An 18,175-nucleotide genomic window follows, 5' to 3' on the forward strand; every position below is an offset into this window, starting at 1 on the left:
ATATGGCCTGGCATCGAGACAAAGAGGCAGGGACCCGGCCGATGCAAAACAGGAGGACTTCATGAGCGAGCGCTTCATTGCTTTCGAGGGCGTGCGTAAATCCTATGACGGCGTCAGCTTTGTCGTGCGCGGCCTGGACCTCAACGTCGCCAAAGGCGAGTTTCTGACCCTTCTCGGCCCCTCCGGATCCGGCAAGACCACGACGCTGATGATGCTGGCCGGTTTCGAAGCGCCGACCGACGGGACGATCACGCTTGCCGACAACAGGATCGACAGTGTCCCGCCGCACCGCCGCAATATCGGTGTCGTCTTCCAGAATTACGCGCTGTTCCCGCATATGACCGTCGGCGAAAACGTCGCCTTCCCACTGAAAATGCGCCGGCTGGGCAAGGCTGAGATCACCGAACGGGTGCGCCGCGCCCTCGACATGGTGCGCATGGCGAGCTTCGAAACGCGGCGACCCAACCAGCTTTCCGGCGGACAGCAGCAGCGCATCGCGCTCGCCCGGGCTCTCGTCTTCGAGCCGCAGCTCGTGCTGATGGACGAGCCACTCGGTGCGCTCGACAAGCAGCTTCGCGAACATATGCAGCTCGAAATCAAGCACCTGCATGCCCGCCTCGGCATCAATGTCGTCTACGTCACCCACGACCAGAGCGAGGCGCTGACCATGTCGGATCGGGTCGGCGTGTTCAATGACGGCATCCTGCAGCAGATCGCGCCGCCGCATGAGCTTTACGAGACGCCGGCAAACCCCTTCGTCGCAACCTTCATCGGCGAGAACAATGCGATATCGGGCGAAGTCGTCGTGATCGAAAATGCCGTCTGCCGGATTCGCGCCCCCGATGGTTCGATCATCACCGGCCATGCCGGAGAGGGGTTGAAGGAAGGCGCGCGGGCAACGCTGGTCTTGCGGCCCGAGCGGATTCAGCTGGCGCCCGCAGCGGAGATTCCCAACCGGTTCACCGCGACGCTCAAGGAAATCATCTATCACGGCGACCATGTCAGGTTGCGCGTCTCGGCCTGCGGCTGTGACGACATCTTCATCAAAGTCGCCGCGGCTCAGGACATTCCGGTTCAATCGCTAGACTCCACTGCCGTCATCGGCTGGGCGCCGGAGGATTGCCGCGCGCTCGCGCTCTCCTGACCGGGCGCTCATTCTTTCGCAAACGCAGCAACAAAAAGGGGAACCACCATGATGCGTTTAAACTGCATGCTTCTCAGTTCCGTCATGACTCTTGCCATCGCAGGAGCGGCATTTGCCGAGGATACGCTGACCATCACATCCTGGGGCGGCGCCTATACGAAGAGCCAGGAGGAGGCCTTTTTCAAGCCCTTCGCCAAGGAAACCGGCACCAAGATTCTCCAGGATGAATGGGACGGCTCGACCGCCAAGCTGAAGGGCATGGTCGAAACCGGCCAGGTGACTTGGGATGTCGTCGATGTCGAACCCAGCCATGCGCTGCAAGGCTGCGACGAAGGCTGGCTTGAGCCGATCGACTATTCGAAGCTTGGCGGCAAGGACGCCTTCATCGACGGCGCCGCGATGGATTGTGCGGTCGCGACGATCGTCTTCGGCACCATCTATGCCTATGATGCCGCCAAGTTCCCGAATGGCGGGCCGACCACCATGGCCGATCTGTTCGATACGACCAAGTTCCCCGGGCCGCGCGCCTTGCGCAAGTCGCCGAAGACCACGCTGGAATTCGCGCTGATTGCCGACGGCGTCAAACCCGCCGAGGTCTACGACGTGCTCGGGACGCCGGAGGGCGTCGACCGCGCCTTCAAGAAGCTCGACACGATCAAGAAGGATGTGAAGGTCTGGTGGACGGCCGGTGCACAGCCGCCGCAGCTTCTCGCCGACGGCGAAGTCGTGATGACCACGGCATGGAACGGCCGTATCTACGATGCCGTCAAGAACAGCGGCAAGAACTTCAAGATCGTCTGGGACGGCCAGGGAATGGACTTCAATCTCTGGGCCGAGCCGAAAGGCTCGAAGAACAAGGAACTGGCGGACAAATTCGTCGCCTTCACCGTCAATCCCGACGTGATGGCGCAGCAGTCCAAATATATTTCCTATGGCCCGACCCTGAAAGCGGCCATCGCCAAGGTTCCGGCGGATATTCTTGTCGATCTGCCGACCGCGCCTGAGAACACGAAGACCGCCTTTGTCGTCTCCTCCGAGTTCTGGGCCGACCATGATGAAGAGTTGACCGAACGCTTCAACAAGTGGCTCGCACAGTAACCTCTTCGGGCGGGCGAGTGTCTCCCTGGCTCCGACGCCCCCTTCTCTACCGCAGGAAGGCATGAGCGATGGTGATCGCGACAATGAATGAAAGCGACGGCTCTATGATTGCCGCCCGCACGCGGGTGAAAAGCCTCGGCAGTGCGAAAAGCAAGGCGCAGCTGAGAGCGCTGCTCCTGGTCGCGCCTCTGTTGATCTTCCTGCTGCTCGTTTTCGTCCTGCCCATTGCTCTGTTGTTGACACGCGCGGTCGACAACAGGGCGGCTTCCGCCGCCCTGCCCTACACGATGTCGGCCCTTTCCGGCTGGGATGAAAAATCCCCGCCCGACGAAGCGCTGTTTGCTGCCTTTGCCACCGATCTGAAGCAATCGCCGCGCGACCAGATCGCCGAAGTGGCCAAGCGTCTCAACTATTACGAGACGGGCATGCGCTCGATGCTGCTGAAAACTGCGCGCACGATCCGCAACGCGAAGCCGCCCTACAAGGCCGCTTTTGTCGCCATCGATTCCAAGTGGGAGACGCCGCACTACTGGACGCTCATCAAGAATGCGTCGCCGCCCTTCACCGACTATTACCTGCTCGCCTCGCTCGACCTGGAGCGCGACGCCTCAGGCGCCATCGGCAGGGTCTCGGCGGAGAATGCAGTGCATGTCGATGTGCTGATCCGCACATTCGTCGTCAGCGCTTCGGTCACGGTGATCTGCCTGTTCCTCGGCTATCCCCTCGCCGCGCTGATCGCCCGGTCGAAAGGGGCGGTTGCCAATACGCTGCTGATCCTGGTGCTCCTGCCGTTCTGGACCTCTCTCCTGGTCCGCACCAGCGCCTGGGTCGTCCTGCTGCAGGGACGCGGCGTCATCAACTCGGCGCTCATCTGGCTGGGCCTCATCGACCCCGCACATCCCCTCGACCTGATCTACAATCGCATCGGCGTGCTGATCGCCATGACCCATATTCTGCTGCCCTTCATGCTGCTGCCGATCTACAGCGTCATGAAGGGCATACCTCCGGTCTATCTGCGTGCCGCCTCGTCACTTGGCGCACCGCCGATGTCGGCCTTCTTCCGCATATACCTGCCGATGAGCATGCCTGGTGTTAGCGCCGGCGGGCTGCTCGTCTTCATCCTGGCGCTTGGCTACTACATCACGCCGGCTCTGGTCGGCGGGCCGGGAGACCAGATGGTGAGCTATTTCATCGCCTATTACTCCAACCAGGTCACGAACTGGGGCATGGCGGCGGCTTTGAGCACGATTCTGCTGGTGGCGGTGCTGATCCTCTATGCCGTCTACAATCGCATTGTCGGCATCGACAGGCTGAGGATAGGTTGATGACGAACTTCCTTTCTTTCCCGCGGCTGTTTTCGATCCTCTTGTGGCTGGCTGGCGGCCTCGTAATCCTGTTCCTAATCGCGCCGATCGTGGCGATCGTGCCGCTCTCCTTCAATGCCGAGCCGTTCTTCACCTATCCCATGCCCGGCCTGTCGCTCCGCTGGTATCGCGAGTTCTTCGATTCCAACGTCTGGCAGCTAGCGCTGAAGAACAGCATCATCGTCGCCGTCTTCGCCACGCTTCTGTCGACCTTTCTCGGCACGCTGGCCGCGATCGGCCTCAGCCGGCCCTCCTGCCCGGCGCGGGCAACGCTGACCGCCATTCTGATTTCGCCGATGATCGTGCCGGTCATCGTTTCGGCGGTCGGTATCTATTATGCCTTCGCGGCGGTCGGGCTGCTCAACAGCCTGACCGGGCTGGTGCTGGCGCATACGGCGATCGGCGCCCCCTTCGTGGTGATCACCGTGACCGCGACACTCGCAAGCTTCGATCACAATCTGATGCGGGCGGCATCCAGTCTCGGCGCCGCCCCGGTCGAAGCGACATTGCGCATCATGCTGCCCGTCATCGCGCCGGGGGTGGCGTCGGGCGCGCTCTTTGCCTTCGTGACGTCGTTCGACGAAGTGGTGATTGCGCTCTTCATCGCCGGCTCAGAGGAGCGCACGCTGCCGCGCCAGATGTGGAGCGGCGTGCGCGAAACGCTGAGCCCGACGATCGCCGCCGTCGCCACGCTCCTCATCCTGTTTTCGACGCTGTTCCTTGCCACGATTCAATGGCTGCAGCGGCGTGCCGAACGTCAGAAGATTGCGCATAGAGATTAATTCAGGGGGTTGAGCATGCAGATCGAACGCTACGAAACCGGAAAGCGGATGAGCTAGGCCGTGACCTATGGCGGCTTTGTCTTTCTCGCAGGCCAGGTCGCCATCGATGTGCCGGGCGCCTCCGTCCGCGAACAGACGACCAACATCCTGGCGCGGATCACCCGGCTTCTGGAAGGCGCAGGCAGCAATCCGACACGGATCCTCAGCGCGACGATCTGGCTTACTGATATGTCCAGATTCGAAGACATGAATGCCGTCTGGGACGAATGGGTGCCTTCAGGTCATGCGCCGGCGCGCGCCACGGTCGAAGCAAGGCTCGCCGCATCGGAATTCGCCGTCGAAATCGGCATCATCGCAGCGGTCGGGAACTGACGGTCCGCGCCTGTCGTCATCTCGCCAGCGCGGATAAACCGCAAGCATCGACCAAGTCAGGCAATGCCGCCGAGGCATACATATTTAAGTTCCGTATATTCGTCCAATCCGTGCCGCGACCCTTCGCGACCGAGACCCGACATTTTCACGCCGCCGAACGGAGCCTCAGCCGTCGAGACGAGACCGGTATTGACGCCGACCATCCCATATTCGAGCGCTTCGGCGACGCGAAATACCCGCGACAGATCGCGGGCGTAAAAATACGAAGCAAGCCCGAACTCGGTGTCGTTTGCTTGTTCGATGACATCCTGCTCGTCGCGGAAGCGAAAAAGCGGTGCGAGCGGCCCGAAGGTTTCCTCGCGGGCGACCTGCATGCCGGTAGCGACGTCGCGCAGGATCGTCGGCTCGAAGAAATGGCCGCCGAGCGCGTGGCGTTTGCCGCCTAAGACGATCCCGGCACCCTTTGCGACGGCATCGCGGATATGGCTTTCGACCTTGGCGACGGCGTTGTCGTCGATCAGCGGGCCAAGCACGACGTCACGGTCGAGACCGTTGCCGACCTTCAAGTCCGAAACCGCCGCGGCGAGCTTGGCGGCAAACGCCTCGTAGACTCCGTCCTGGACATATAGTCGATTGGCGCAGACGCAGGTCTGGCCGTTGTTGCGGAACTTGGCGATGAGCGCGCCTTCGACCGCAGCGTCGAGATCGGCATCGTCGAACACGATAAAGGGTGCATTGCCGCCAAGTTCGAGGCCGAGCTTTTTGATCGTCGGCGCGCATTGCCTATAAAGCAGCTCGCCCGTCCGGGTGGAGCCAGTGAATGTCAGGACGCGAACATCACGGCTTGCCGTCAGCACCCCGCCAATCGCCGCTGCGTCACCCGTGACGATGTTGAGAAGCCCCGGCGGCAGGCCGGCACGCTCACCGAGAACGGCGATTGCAATGGCGGAGAATGGCGTCTGCAGCGCCGGCTTGAGAACGACGGCACAGCCGGCGGCAAGCGCGGGGCCGATCTTGCGGGTGATCATCGCGTTCGGAAAGTTCCAGGGCGTGATCGCCGCCACCACGCCTGCGGGCTGGCGCAGGACGAGGATCCGCTTGTCCGGCTGATGTCCCGGTACGACCTCGCCGTTGATGCGTCTCGCCTCTTCGGCGAACCATTCGATGAAGCTCGCACCATAGGTGATCTCCCCTTTGGCCTCGGCCAGGGGTTTTCCCTGCTCCAGCGTCAGGATCATCGCCAGATCGTCGCGGTTTTCGATCATCAGGCGGTGCCATGCCTTCAGAACGGCGGCGCGCTCCCCGGCGGTCTTCTTCGCCCAAAGCTTCTGGGCAATCACGGCGGCGCGGATGGCATCTTCCGTTTCCGCGGCGCCGAGGTCAGGGACCACCCCCAGCGGCTCGCCCGTCGCCGGATTGCGGACCGTCGCCGCCTTGCGGCCTTCCGCTTCGATCCAGCGATCGGCGATGGGGCATGCCTGACGGAACAGCGAGGGATCATTGAGCTTCATATGACAACTTTCAACAGAATACGTGAGCGGCACCGGGGTCGAAATTCAGATGGACTATATCGCCACGGCTGAGCCCCGCGATAGCCTCGTGACCGAACGGCAGGCGAACCGCCAGCGCCTCGCCTGTCGCCGTCTCGGTCGAGACGTGAATATTGTTGCCGAGGAAGGTAATGTCGCTGACCGTTGCGGCAAGACCCGCTCCCGCCGCCTGGTTTCGCGACAACCGAATGCGCTCCGGCCTCAGCATCAGGGCAGCCCTCGTCCCGGATGTTCCTTTTCCATGCACCGGAATATGATTGAAGACGCTCCCGCCGCCAAGCGAAATGGTGGCCTGCCCATCGGAAGACGACAGCAGGTCGCATGAAATGAAGTCGCTGTCGCCGATGAATTCGGCCACGAAGCGGGTCCGCGGATTGGCGTAGAGTTCCGGGCCTGTCCCGATCTGATCGATGACACCCTTGGAAAAGACGGCGATGCGGTCGGAGAGCCGCAGCGCCTCCTCCTGGTCGTGCGTGACATAGAGAATCGTCACTTCGGTCTGCTGGTGGATCCGGCGTATCTCATGCTGGATTTCCTCGCGCAGCTTCTTGTCGAGCGCCGACAGCGGCTCGTCCATCAGAAGCACCGGCGGATCATAGGCAAGGGCTCTGGCAAGGGCGACACGCTGCTGCTGGCCGCCGGACATTTGTGCGGGCTTGCGATCCTCGAAGCCTTCGAGCCTGACGAGGCGCAGCATCTCCTTCACCTTGCTGTCGACCTCGGCCTTGGACTTGCGCCTGACCTTCAGCGGGAATGCGATGTTTTCGCCCACCGTCAGGTGCGGAAACAGGGTGTAACGCTGGAACACCATGCCGATGTTGCGCTTGTGCGACGGCGTGGCGAGCAGGGTCTTGCCCTCCAGCGTGATGTCGCCTTTCGTCGGAGTTTCAAAACCGGCCAGGATGTAGAGGGTCGTGCTTTTCCCGGATCCGGACGGTCCGAGAAAGGTCAGGAACTCCCCGCGCCGAACGTCGAGATTGACGTCGTGGACGGCGACCACCGGGCCGTATTCCTTGCGTATTCCGCGGATCTGAAGGAATGGTTCTTTCATTGTTTCAGCACCTTACGCACGACGGCAACAAGCGCCATCAAGAGGATCGTCAAAAGGATGAGAAGGGTCGACGCCGCAGCGACAACCGGCGTCAGGTCCTGCCGCAGCGTCGCCCATACCTTCACGGGCAGCGTCTGCAGGGTCGGGCTGGACATGAAGATCGCCACCACCACCTCATCCCAGGATGTCAGGAAGGAGAAGACGGCCGCCGAAAACAGCCCATGGCTGATCGCCGGCAGGGTGACCCTGATCTTTGCTTCCAGAGGCGAGGCGCCGCACAGAACCGCCGCATCTTCGATCGACTTGTCGAAACCTTCCAGCGCACTGGATATGGACAGGATCGAGAAGGGCAGTGCCAGAACGAGGTGCGAAATGACGAAACCCGCCAACGTGCCGCCCAGGCCGATCCTCAGGAAAAAGGCATAAAGGGCAACCGCAAGAACCACGACAGGAAGGATCATCGGCGTCAGGAACAGCGCTTTCAGCGCATCGCGGAACAGGAACGAACCGCGCACCAGCCCGAAGGAGGTCACAAGCCCGAGCAGCACCGACAGGATCGTCACGATGACCGCGATCTTGAAGCTCGTCCAGGCCGATTCCAGCCAGCGCGGATCGGCAAAGAGCTCGCCATACCATTGAAACGTCCAGCCCGGCGGCGGAAAGATCAGCCACTGCGAGGAGCCGAAAGACAGGGCGGCGATAAAGACGATCGGCAGCAGCAGGAAGGCCGCAGTCAGAAGCGTGATCGCCAGCAGGATGTATTTCCACCAGCCGAGGCGGTCGAAATTGAGCAACATGTCAACGCCCTCCCGGGTTCTGGTTGCCGACGAAGCGCAACTGCACGGCATAAAGCAACAGGGTCACCACGAGGAGAACCAGCGCCGCAGCACCTCCCATGCCCCAGTTGACCAGCGACTGCACGAATTGCGCGATCAGCTCTGCGAGCATCATGTTCGCGGTGCCGCCGAGAAGCGACGGCGTAACGAAATAACCAAGCGACATGACGAAGACCATGAGGGCGCCAGCCGCCATGCCCGGCATGGCCAAGGGCAGCAGAACACGGGTCAGGCACTGCCACCGGTTGGCGCCGCAAAGTGCTGCCGCCTGCAGCGTCGACGGGTCGATCTTCTTGATCACGCCGTAGAGCGGCAGGATGATGAAGGGCAGCATGATATAGGTCATGCCGATCGTGACCCCGGTCAGGTTGTTGACCAGCGCCAAAGGTTTGTCGATCAGCCCCATTCCGATCAGCATCTTGTTGATGAGCCCCGTTCGCTGCAGCAGCACCATCCAGGCATAGGTGCGGGCAAGCAGGTTGGTCCACATCGACAGGAGCAGGATCGCAAAGATCACCGAGGTCAGGCGCCCGGGCATGATTGCCAGCGCCCAGGCAACGGGAAATCCGATCAGCAGCGAAATCACAGTGACGAGACCCGAGACGATGAAGGTGTTGGCGAAAATCTTGAGATAAGTCGCGGACCCGATCAGCTGCGCATAGTTTCCAAGGCCCGGCACGGGTTCCAGCACGCTTCGCAACAAGAGCACCGCCACGGGCGCGATGAAAAAGATCGCCACGAAGGCCAGAGCCGGAAGGACCCCGCCAAACCCTGTTGCCCTGCGCGCCTTCGGCAGGGGCGCAATTGCGCCGGAGGCATCGCTATATGTCGACATGACAGTCCTTCCCACCCGTCAATTTCCGCAGGCGTCGAGGTCCAACAAACGGGCACCGACGCTGCGGGAGGCACGGCGAACATTCGCCGTGCCCGTTCATCGCAAGTTTCAGGCTATTTCGCCTGCCAGGCGTACCACTTCTCGCCGATGGCATCGCGATTGTCCGCCCAGTAGTTCATGTCGGCATTCACCTGGCTGGCCGTCTGCTGATCCGGCAGGGTCTTGGCCGTTTCCGGATCCATCAGCTTGGCCGAGTCAACGTTGATTGGCGCATATCCGGTGGCTTTTGCAAGGGCGGCCTGCGGTTCGGCCGAAGTCGCCATTGCAATGAACTTCATCGCGGCTTCCACGTTCGGCGAACCCTTCGGCACGACGAGCGAATCCGCAGCGGTGATGTTCTGTTCCCATGAGGTCTCGGTCTTGATGCCGCTCGCCGCAAGCGCGGTCATGCGGCCATTCCAGATACTGCCGAAGGGAGCCTCGGCGGATGCCAGAAGCTGCTGCGACTGTGCGCCGCCCGACCACCACACGATATCCGATTTGATCGTATCGAGCTTCTTGAAAGCGCGGTCGAGATCAAGCGGATAGAGCTTGTCGGCGGCCACGCCGTCGGCAAGCAGCGCCGCTTCGATCACGCCGGGAGCCGACCACTTGTAGAATGTGCGCTTTCCCGGAAACTTTGCCGTGTCGAACAGGTCAGCCCATGTCTTCGGGCAGGCGCTGACGGCATCGGCATTGCAGCCGATCACGAAGGAATAATAGAAGCTGCCGACCGAATAATCGGTCACGAAGCGAGGATCGAGCTTGGACTTGTCGATGACGGAGAAATCGAGTTTCTCGAGCTGGCCATTCTTGCCGGCCTGGGCGGCATAGTCGCCTTCGACGTCGACAACGTCCCAGGTAACCTGACCGGCCTCGACCATCGCCTTGAGCTTGCCGTAGTCCGTCGGTCCGTCCTGTACGACGGTGATACCGGTCTTCTCCGTGAACGGGCTGGCCCATGCGGCCTTCTGCGCGTCCTGGGTCGTTCCTCCCCAGCTCGAAAAGACCATGTTGTCGGCGTGTGCCGGTACGGACACAGCCACGAATGCGGCAACCGCCGCGACAGCAAATGTTGTTTTCATGTTCCCTTATCCCTGTTCTGGTTTGTCCTACGGGTATGCCTTATGCCGTCAGTGCGCCTCGCTCCTGGGAGAAAAGTTGGCTGGCTTCATAATCTTGTTTTCCGCCACCTCGATCAGATCGCGGATCTTGGGCAGGAAGGCCTGCCACCGGGGATCGGCCAGAAGCCTCTGGCGCCTCGCCTCCCGGTCGTCCAAGCTCGCAAAGGCCCAGATGTGAACGATCTCGTTGATCGTCCCGATCTCCGAAAAGAAGTAACCGACGAGCGTACCGAGATGGCTCTTCTGGATCTCGATCCCCTCTTCCTCGACGACCTTGAGATATTGCGGGATGGTGCCGTTCTTCAGCCGGTAGGTCCGGATTTCGTAAAACATCGGCGCTACCTCATCACGAAGGGATCGGGGATCGGATCGTCCGATGTCCTGAGCCAGATCGTCTTGGTACGGGTATAGTCGAGCGCCGCGGCCATGCCGCCCTCCCTGCCATGGCCTGACAGGCCGAAACCGCCGAACGGCGCGATCGGCGAGACGGCGCGGTAGGTGTTGACCCAGACGATCCCGGCACGCAGCCCCTTCATCAGCCGGTGCGCCCGGGTGAGGTTCTGGGTGAAGACGCCGGAAGCCAGGCCATAACGGGTATCGTTGGCGAGCCGCAGCGCCTCGGCCTCCGTCTCGAACGACACGACGGACAGGACCGGCCCGAAGAATTCCTCGATCAGCGAGGGCGAGGCGACATCGTCGCAGTCGAGAATCGTCGGCGGGAAATAATAGCCTTCGCCGTCGATCTTGCGTCCTCCCGTCACGAGCCGGGCGCCGCTTTCGATCGACTTGGCGACGAGGGCGCCGATATTGTCCTGCTGGCGCCTGGTGGCAAGCGGGCCGACTTCTGTCGCCATATCGAGCGGAGCACCGATCCGGATCGCCTCCGCCTTCTCGCGTAGCAGGGCGACGAATCTATCCTTGACGCTGCGTTCGACGATGAGGCGCGATCCGGCAACGCAGCTCTGCCCTGTCGCGGCGAAGATGCCTGCGACCTGGGCATTTGCCGCACTTTCGAGGTCCGCATCGGCAAAGACGATGAACGGCGACTTGCCGCCAAGTTCAAGCGAGGTGGAGGCGAGGTTTTCGGCCGAGTTGCGAACGACGTGCCGGGCGGTTTCGGGTCCGCCGGTGAAGGCGACGTGCGCGACCTTCGGATGGCGGCCGAGGGCGGCGCCACAGGAGGCGCCGAAACCCGTGATGATGTTGACCACGCCGGCGGGAAAGCCTGCCTCGTGCACGAGCCGTGCAAATTCGAGAAGCGGCGCCGGCCCGTCTTCCGAGGCCTTGACCACCATCGTGCAGCCGGCCGCCAGCGCCGGGCCGATCTTCACCGCGGACAGGAAGAGCTGGCTGTTCCATGGCACGACCATCGCAACGACGCCGATCGGCTCGCGACGAAGCCAGACATCCATGTCGGGCTTGTCGATCGGCAGATAGGCACCTTCGATCTTGTCGGCGATGCCGGCATAGTAGCGATAGTATTCGGCGACATAAGCGATCTGCGCCGAGGTTTCGCGGATGATCTTGCCGGTGTCGCGTGTCTCCAGTTCAGCGAGCACGTGCGCGTTGGCAGCAACGAGGTCGGCCAGCTTGTAAAGCAGCTTGCCGCGTTGGGTGGCCGTCAGTTTCGGCCATGGGCCGTCGTAAAGCGCCCTGTCGGCCGCGTTTACGGCCCGATCGACATCGGCCTCACGCGCTTCGGGCATATCAGCCCAGACCGCGCCGGAGGCTGGATCGATGCTCGGATAGCTGGCCTCGCCATCTGAAAATTCGCCATCGATATAGTGCTGGAAACGTCGCATGGTCTTACTCCTGAAATGCCGGCATGACCTCGGTGATGAAGCGCTCGAGCGACGCCTTCTTGCGCTCGAAGCTCATGCCGGTGTCGATCCAGAAGGAATATTCGTCGTAGCCGAGCGCTTCATACTCCTTGAGCCGGGCGATGACGGTCTCAGCGTCGCCAACGACATTGTTGGTGCGCATGACCTGGTCCGACAGCATCGCGTTTGCTCTGATCTGTTCGTCCGGGATCCGTTCGATCAGACCCTGGGTAACCGGCTTCTCATTTTTGAACCAGGCGAAGAAATAATTGTAGTAGACGCTGAGTTCATGGGCGGCCTGGGCGACATCGTCCTCCGACGAGCCGACATAGGTATGGCGCAGCAACATGATCTTGGGCCGCTCGATCTCAGGGTTCTTGGCGCATGCATCGTTGAAGCGCTCCATCAACGACTGAACCTCGTCGTCGCCCTGCCAGAGGGGCGTCACCTGAACGTTGCAGCCGTTGGCGACGGCAAATTCGTGCGAGTTCGGATCGCGCGCCGCCACCCATATGGGCGGGTTCGGCTGCTGCATCGGTTTCGGCGCCGACGTGGTCGACGGGAACTTGAAGAATTCCCCGTCATGCGCGTAGTCGCCAGCCCATATGCCCTTGACCGCCGGGATGAGCTCGCGCATGCGCTGGCCAGCACCCCAGGCATCGAGACCGGGCAGCAGACGCTCGTATTCGAAAGAATAGGCCCCGCGCGCGATACCGATGTCGAGTCGTCCATCGCAGATGATGTCGGCCATGGCCGCCTCGCCGGCGAGTTTGATCGGATGCCAGAAGGGGGCAATCACCGTCCCCGTCCCAAGCCGTGCCCGCGATGTGCGGCGCGCCAGATCGGCAATGGTCACAAACGGGTTAGGCGCAATGGTGAAATCCATGCCATGGTGTTCGCCCGTCCAGATCGCGTGCATGCCGCCCTTGTCGGCGATCTCACAGAGCGCGACGAATTCCTCGTAGAGACTCTTATGGCTTTGATTGGCGTCGAGCCGTTCCATATGGACGAAGAGGGAGAACTTCATGCTTTTGCGTCCTTGGCTGGAATGGGGTGAACAGTGCCGCCGGTCTCGTCGCCGAAATAGACGCCGAAATTGCCGATCGAGCTTTCCATCGCAAAACGGTTGACGATATCGGCTGTCGAACTGGTCTTGAACTTTGCCGCAACCAATGCGTCAGGCTTCAGGAACCTGCCGACGGCAGGCTCGCCATCTCCGGCAACGGCGTGATAGACGATGTGCTGCTTGCCGTCGCTCTTGCCCTCATAAACCGAATAGAGAAAGCCGATGCTGACCTTCAGCCCGGTTGATGTCTCCAGGTATTTTTGCAGTGCCTCGGTCGGGCTGCCGTCATGGGCGTCGACACTTGGCAGGGAGAGCACATCCTCGCCGAGCAGCAGAACCTCCCCGCGGCGCTCGACAACGGCCGCAAGTTCCATATTGCCTTCGCTTGCCGCGGACACTGCCTTGCTTGCGAGCGTCGGCGTGAAATAACCGCCACGCGCATAGCCGAGACCGTTGCGGCCGCTATTGTCGAAAGCTTCGATGCGCCCCATCAAGATGACGTGGTCGCCAGCCTCGATGACCTCTTCCATGGCACATTCGAACCAGGCCGCCACGCTTGAGAATATCGGGCAGCCTGCCGATCCCCTCGCCCACTCGACCGCCGCGAATCTATCCTCGACCGGTCGCGCAAAGGTGTTCGACACGTCTTTCTGCGTTTCCGAAAGCACGTTGATTGCAAAATGCTGCGCTCCGGTCATGATGGCGAAATTGCGCGATGTCTTGGCAAGGCAGACGAGGAGAAGCGGTGGATTGAGCGAGACCGAGGTGAAGGAGTTCGCCGTGAAGCCGATCGGATTTCCATCCCCGTCACAGGCGGTGACGACAGTCACCCCGGTCGGAAAGGCCCCGAATGCATCTCGCAGTGCTCTTGGGTCGACAGTCTGGATTGTCATCGTTCATCCTCCCCGAACGACAGCCACTCAGCGAGCAGCGAATTGACGATATCAGGCGCGGTCAGGTTCACCATATGACGATGACCTTCGACGATGCGAGCGTAGCCCCGCGGCGCAAGCTCTGCCATTTGCGTTGCCATCAAGGGCGTCGAGTTCGGATCATCGGACCCCGTCAGAAACAGGGCCGGACCAGCCACGTCTTTCCAGCCGTCAGCGTAGGTCTCGTCTCCTCCCGCGAAGGCGGCGTAAGCGACGGCATATCCCTGGGGATCGACGAGGTTCAACCATTTTCGCGTCAATTCACGCGCAGTGATGCTGTCCGCGTCATCGCCGAACCAGCGGGCCAGAGGACCTTCCTTGTCGACGCCCGATACCGGAATGGCCGCGGCGCGCGAAAGCACGGCGGCCTTTGCTTCAGGGTCACGCTTGTAGACACCGTTGAGGTAGGCGACACGGCTGATACGCTCGCCAAAGGTCGCGGCCGCCCCTCCTGAAACCAGTGCGCCCATCGAGTGCCCGGCAACATTTGCCGTGTCGATTGCCATCTCGTCGAGAAAGCGTCCGAACCAAGTGACGAACTCCTCGAGCCGACTGCCCGCCGGCAGCTTTGCGCTCTCGCCATGTCCCGGCATATCGACAGCGATGACGCGATGGCCTGCAGACAGGAATGCGATCTGCGGAGCCCAGGCTTCGAGCCGCATGCCGACGCCGTGAATAAGAACCAGCGGCTCACCGCTGCCGGCCTCGTGATAGGCCGTTCCACTTGTCGTCTTCTTTCGGGGCAAGGCACCAGCGGCGTTTGTTGCTGCAGCGGTGCGTGTGGTCGATCCGGCTGTCAGCATCTCAGAGCCGCTCCCTCAAACGCCCGCAGGATTGGCAACGTCCTGCCCCAAGTCTTTCAGATCCTGGTAGCGGTCGCCGATGCGGTGATGCGGGCGCCCGCCTATCGAAGCACCGAGAGCCACGACGATCTCGTCGGCAGCAGGCGCGTCGGGGATCGACGTCTGGATGGTCAGGTAGTGCGAACGGCGGCCTTCATCGTTCTTGTCCATCAGCGGGATCATGATCGGCGCGTTGGCAGGACCGCGTGTGTTACAGAAGGCGAGATAGGACTTGGCGCCGACGGCCTGGCGATAAAAATTGCCGAAGCGCAGCGTGTGGATGAGCGCGGACCCGTGTTCGATCTCGCCGTCCAGGCCGACGACAGCGGATTTTCCATATCCTTCGACAGCATCGCCGGACCCGACCGCATCGATGATCATCTTGGTCAGCAACTCGCCGAGCACCGGAGCGCCTGCGTGAATTTCGGGCTTGAGGTCGTCGACAAAGCCGCGGCCCGCCCAGGGATTCTTCACGACCGCGAAGGCGGTAAACAGCTTCAGCGGAACCGCCGCGGCCTTGCCGCCTTCGATCAGCGTCGTTTCGATCTGCAGTCCCGTCTTGCGAATTTGAATGGCCATCAAGCACCTCATTTCTCAATATCGTATTATGGTATACCATAATATATGAGTGTCAAGTTGGTTCCTGCGAGAACGCGGTTCAGGCCGAGGCGGAGATCTTCAGTTTGGGCGTGCGCTCTCGACCCTTCGGAAAGCGCTTCTGGTCAGCGCGTTGTCAGCTGACAAACGACATGGCGGCGCCCCGCGGAGGCAGGCCGAGTCCAGAAGTCACGGTCGTCCCAGTTCATGGTACCGCCTTATATATTATTTAATATGGCATACCATCACATTGGACAAAGTTAGGTGTCAAGCGCGGAGTATGGATTGCGCTGAATTGCGCGGAACATCATCGCAAATGGAGTGACTTCGACAGCCGAGGTGAGCGCATTGCCAGGGCCTGCGGAGAAGCGGCAGGGGCCTGCTCGTGCCTAGTCGGCAGGCTTCTTGGCGGACAGCACCGCTTCGGCAATCGCGCTTGCCGCGGCGACGTGATCCATCGCGGCCCGGTAAGCCCCCTCGCCGTCACCAAGGCGGATGGCGTCGACGATCTTCGACATCTGCAGAGGCCCTTCGATGCCGCGCCTCTCCGTCTTGATTGTCATCGAGCGCAGGTGGTTTATGCGCACGGTGAGGAGATTGACGACACCCCAGGCAACGTTCCTGTCAACCATCGTAAACAGCGTATGATAGAAGGAAGAGGTGTTCGTCAGCACAGCCGACATGTCGTTGTCGCGGTAACTATTGCGTATCCCAGCCAGAGATTCCTCCAGCGCGGCGACGATCTCGGGGCTGCGGCGCTCCGCGCACAGCCGCGCCGCCATGCCTTCCAGCGCGCCACGGATCTCATAGATCTGTTTGGCTTCCTCGATGTCGAGCTGCGCGACGATCGGCCCCTTGTTCGGCAGATTGGCGACAAGCCCTTCCGATTCCAAATGTCTTAGAACCTCTCGCACGACCGTTCGGCTGACGCCGAGCTGGGCGCAGAGGTCACGCTCGACAAGGCGATCTCCGGGACGGAAATATCCATTGACGATGGCTTCGCGGACCTTGTCGAGCGCCAATTCCCGCAAGGTCTTTGTCGGACGCTCGACTCGAATTGCGTCCTTCAGAGCACCGCTCATTCTGTACCTCAGTGTTGGACTTTGCACGCTCAACTTCCGCCGCGGCAGCCGAATGCAAGAATCGTATTATGGCGTACCAGATACTGTAGCTGTCGGCGCCCGGCAATTCAACAAGCACCGTGCCACCTGCCGTACCGCGCGTCTTTCAGGCACGCAAAGGACGCTCTACCACCTGCACGTCGGGAGCTAACCTCTTGAAACAATCTCCTCGACCACGGCCTTGGCCTGCACCCCTATATCCGGAACGGCGGTGATCTCCCAGAATTGTCCCGCTGTCAGGGCGCCGACCGCAAACAGTCGAGCAGGCGATATCCGGGACGGGGCTATCACCTCGGAAGCGGCATCCACCTGGATCCCGAGGCCGAGAGGATCGGGGGCGATCAACTCAAAGCGGTTCATTTCCTTCAAAAGCGGTGAATGACTGATCCCGGCCCGCTCCATTCCCGTGCAGTTGACGAGCCAGTCCGCCCGGATCTCGGCGATCTCGCGCGTCGCTCTGACCCTGTAGCTGGCAACGAGCCGACCCTCCTCGGCCCCGAGCGATTTCAGGAAGCCCGCATGGAAACGAACGGTTCCGCCTAAGACCAGTTTCTCAAACCTGTCGAATACGTCGGGCGCGACCCGGTGACGGTGGATGTTCCACCAGGGAAGCGCATGCCTGAGGAATCGTGCACGTTCCTCGCCCGAAAGCCGTTGCCAGAGAGCCTGCGTTGCAGGCCTCAGGCCGTCCATCACGGCTCGCCAGTCGGCAACCGTCCTGCTCTTTCCCCGCAAGGTCTTCAATATGCCGCTGATCGTCTCCGGAAGCTTCTCGACGTCGATCGGCAGGAGCGCTGGCGGCTTCCGCGCATGTCCGAGCGGTGCGAGCCCGCGCCGCGAAAGCACATCGATCCTGCCGCGGTGGCCATGGGCGCGAAGCGCGAGGACCTGATCAATCATCGTCAGGCCGGATCCGAGGATGCACACCGCATCGGACGGTGCGACGCGCCTCAGCCAAGAAAGCCGCCACGGGTTCTCGATGATCCGCGATCGCAGCGATGGTGGGACGCCATCCGGAGCGACCGGCAGGGTCGCGTTCCCGACGCCGAGGCAGAGCACGACGTTCTTCCCGGCAATCTCGTCACCATTGCCGAGATGGAAGGCCAGCGTGCTGCTATAACGTTCAACGCATCCCGCCGCCTTAGCCTTGATGAAATCGACCCTGCAACGGCCCTCCCGCTTTCGAAGCAGCCGCGCAAGCGTATCGCGGACATAAAGACCGTAATCGCTGCGCGAGGCGAAATCGCCTGCCTGCATCAGGCGACCATGGCCTTTCAGCCAGTCGACAAAGTCGTCGGGTTGATGCGGCAGCAGGCTCATGCGGCCGGCGGGAACATTGAGGCGATGGAGATAGAGCTCCGTCCGGTACGCCGTCCCGCGGCCGAAACCAGGATCGTCGCCGACGACGGCGACCTTCGCCGAAGCGGGAAGCTGCTCGATGAGATTGCAGGTAACCGCTATCGCTGAAAAACCGGAACCGACCACGATAACATCATATGTCAAATGCATTCTCCCTGAAGCTCAGAACGTCATCGAGACATTTCGCCATTCAAGCCTCGTGTCGCTCGCCGGTCCTTGCGGATCGCACGAGCGGCAGAATCA

18 protein-coding genes are annotated in these 18,175 nt (G+C 61.5%); 5 read left to right on the plus strand and 13 right to left on the minus strand.

Annotated features, from left to right (window positions below; translation table 11 throughout):
* Nucleotides 1–61: 61 nt before the first annotated feature.
* The 5 genes from G9X67_RS25685 to G9X67_RS25705 all read left to right on the plus strand — a co-directional run bounded on the left by G9X67_RS25685 (nt 62) and on the right by G9X67_RS25705 (nt 4,760).
* Nucleotides 62–1,144 carry an ABC transporter ATP-binding protein gene (locus tag G9X67_RS25685; RefSeq protein WP_138334586.1) on the plus strand — a complete coding sequence of 361 codons (1,083 nt, stop codon included), beginning with the start codon at nt 62–64 and terminating at the stop codon, nt 1,142–1,144.
* A 48-nt stretch (nt 1,145–1,192) separates the two neighbouring features.
* A complete protein-coding gene (locus tag G9X67_RS25690) occupies nt 1,193–2,242 on the plus strand; it encodes an ABC transporter substrate-binding protein (RefSeq protein ID WP_138334585.1) in 1,050 nt (349 codons plus the stop codon).
* 68 nt (nt 2,243–2,310) lie between these two features.
* Entirely contained in the window at nt 2,311–3,567 is a 1,257-nt protein-coding gene (locus G9X67_RS25695; protein WP_138390219.1) for an ABC transporter permease, read from the plus strand.
* Complete coding sequence (locus G9X67_RS25700) at nt 3,567–4,388, plus strand: ABC transporter permease (protein WP_017958323.1); 822 nt, start codon at nt 3,567–3,569, stop codon at nt 4,386–4,388. Before G9X67_RS25695 ends, G9X67_RS25700 begins: the two co-directional genes overlap by 1 nt.
* A 60-nt stretch (nt 4,389–4,448) precedes the next feature.
* Nucleotides 4,449–4,760, plus strand: coding sequence for a RidA family protein (locus G9X67_RS25705; protein ID WP_246799956.1), 312 nt, complete (start codon nt 4,449–4,451; stop codon nt 4,758–4,760).
* Between the two features lie 56 nt (nt 4,761–4,816).
* On the opposite strand, the gene G9X67_RS25710 is transcribed toward G9X67_RS25705, so the two are convergent.
* From G9X67_RS25710 to G9X67_RS25770, 13 genes are all read right to left on the minus strand, one after another.
* Nucleotides 4,817–6,271: an NAD-dependent succinate-semialdehyde dehydrogenase gene (locus tag G9X67_RS25710; protein WP_138334583.1), complete on the minus strand. Its 1,455-nt coding sequence runs from the start codon at nt 6,269–6,271 to the stop codon at nt 4,817–4,819.
* 10 nt (nt 6,272–6,281) lie between these two features.
* Nucleotides 6,282–7,361 (minus strand): ABC transporter ATP-binding protein, encoded by a 1,080-nt coding sequence (locus G9X67_RS25715; RefSeq protein WP_011654284.1) that lies wholly within the window; start codon nt 7,359–7,361, stop codon nt 6,282–6,284.
* Nucleotides 7,358–8,158, minus strand: a complete 801-nt coding sequence (locus tag G9X67_RS25720) for an ABC transporter permease (RefSeq protein WP_171599991.1) — start codon at nt 8,156–8,158, stop codon at nt 7,358–7,360. Before G9X67_RS25720 ends, G9X67_RS25715 begins: the two co-directional genes overlap by 4 nt.
* A gap of 1 nt (nt 8,159) precedes the next feature.
* Entirely contained in the window at nt 8,160–9,032 is an 873-nt protein-coding gene (locus G9X67_RS25725) for an ABC transporter permease (RefSeq protein WP_171599992.1), read from the minus strand.
* 113 nt (nt 9,033–9,145) lie between these two features.
* Nucleotides 9,146–10,156, minus strand: a complete 1,011-nt coding sequence (locus tag G9X67_RS25730; protein ID WP_011654281.1) for an ABC transporter substrate-binding protein — start codon at nt 10,154–10,156, stop codon at nt 9,146–9,148.
* 48 nt (nt 10,157–10,204) lie between these two features.
* Nucleotides 10,205–10,528, minus strand: coding sequence for an NIPSNAP family protein (locus G9X67_RS25735; RefSeq protein WP_003538302.1), 324 nt, complete (start codon nt 10,526–10,528; stop codon nt 10,205–10,207).
* A 5-nt stretch (nt 10,529–10,533) separates the two neighbouring features.
* The gene (locus G9X67_RS25740; RefSeq protein WP_138390203.1) at nt 10,534–11,997 is read right to left on the minus strand and encodes an aldehyde dehydrogenase; all 1,464 of its coding nucleotides are present in this window, start codon (nt 11,995–11,997) and stop codon (nt 10,534–10,536) included.
* Nucleotides 11,998–12,001: 4 nt separating this feature from the next.
* The gene (locus G9X67_RS25745) at nt 12,002–13,042 is read right to left on the minus strand and encodes an LLM class flavin-dependent oxidoreductase (protein ID WP_171599993.1); all 1,041 of its coding nucleotides are present in this window, start codon (nt 13,040–13,042) and stop codon (nt 12,002–12,004) included.
* A complete protein-coding gene (locus G9X67_RS25750; RefSeq protein ID WP_138334579.1) occupies nt 13,039–13,974 on the minus strand; it encodes a flavin reductase family protein in 936 nt (311 codons plus the stop codon). Before G9X67_RS25750 ends, G9X67_RS25745 begins: the two co-directional genes overlap by 4 nt.
* The gene (locus tag G9X67_RS25755; RefSeq protein ID WP_138334578.1) at nt 13,971–14,816 is read right to left on the minus strand and encodes an alpha/beta fold hydrolase; all 846 of its coding nucleotides are present in this window, start codon (nt 14,814–14,816) and stop codon (nt 13,971–13,973) included. Before G9X67_RS25755 ends, G9X67_RS25750 begins: the two co-directional genes overlap by 4 nt.
* Before the next feature lie 15 nt (nt 14,817–14,831).
* Nucleotides 14,832–15,434 (minus strand): amino acid synthesis family protein, encoded by a 603-nt coding sequence (locus tag G9X67_RS25760; protein ID WP_011654276.1) that lies wholly within the window; start codon nt 15,432–15,434, stop codon nt 14,832–14,834.
* A gap of 407 nt (nt 15,435–15,841) precedes the next feature.
* The gene (locus tag G9X67_RS25765; RefSeq protein WP_171599994.1) at nt 15,842–16,534 is read right to left on the minus strand and encodes a GntR family transcriptional regulator; all 693 of its coding nucleotides are present in this window, start codon (nt 16,532–16,534) and stop codon (nt 15,842–15,844) included.
* A 186-nt stretch (nt 16,535–16,720) separates the two neighbouring features.
* Nucleotides 16,721–18,082: an FAD/NAD(P)-binding protein gene (locus G9X67_RS25770; protein WP_171599995.1), complete on the minus strand. Its 1,362-nt coding sequence runs from the start codon at nt 18,080–18,082 to the stop codon at nt 16,721–16,723.
* Between the last annotated feature and the right edge of the window lie 93 nt (nt 18,083–18,175).

Source organism: Rhizobium sp. WYCCWR 11152 (assembly GCF_013087615.1).
GTDB classification, from domain to species: Bacteria; Pseudomonadota; Alphaproteobacteria; order Rhizobiales; family Rhizobiaceae; genus Rhizobium; species Rhizobium indicum.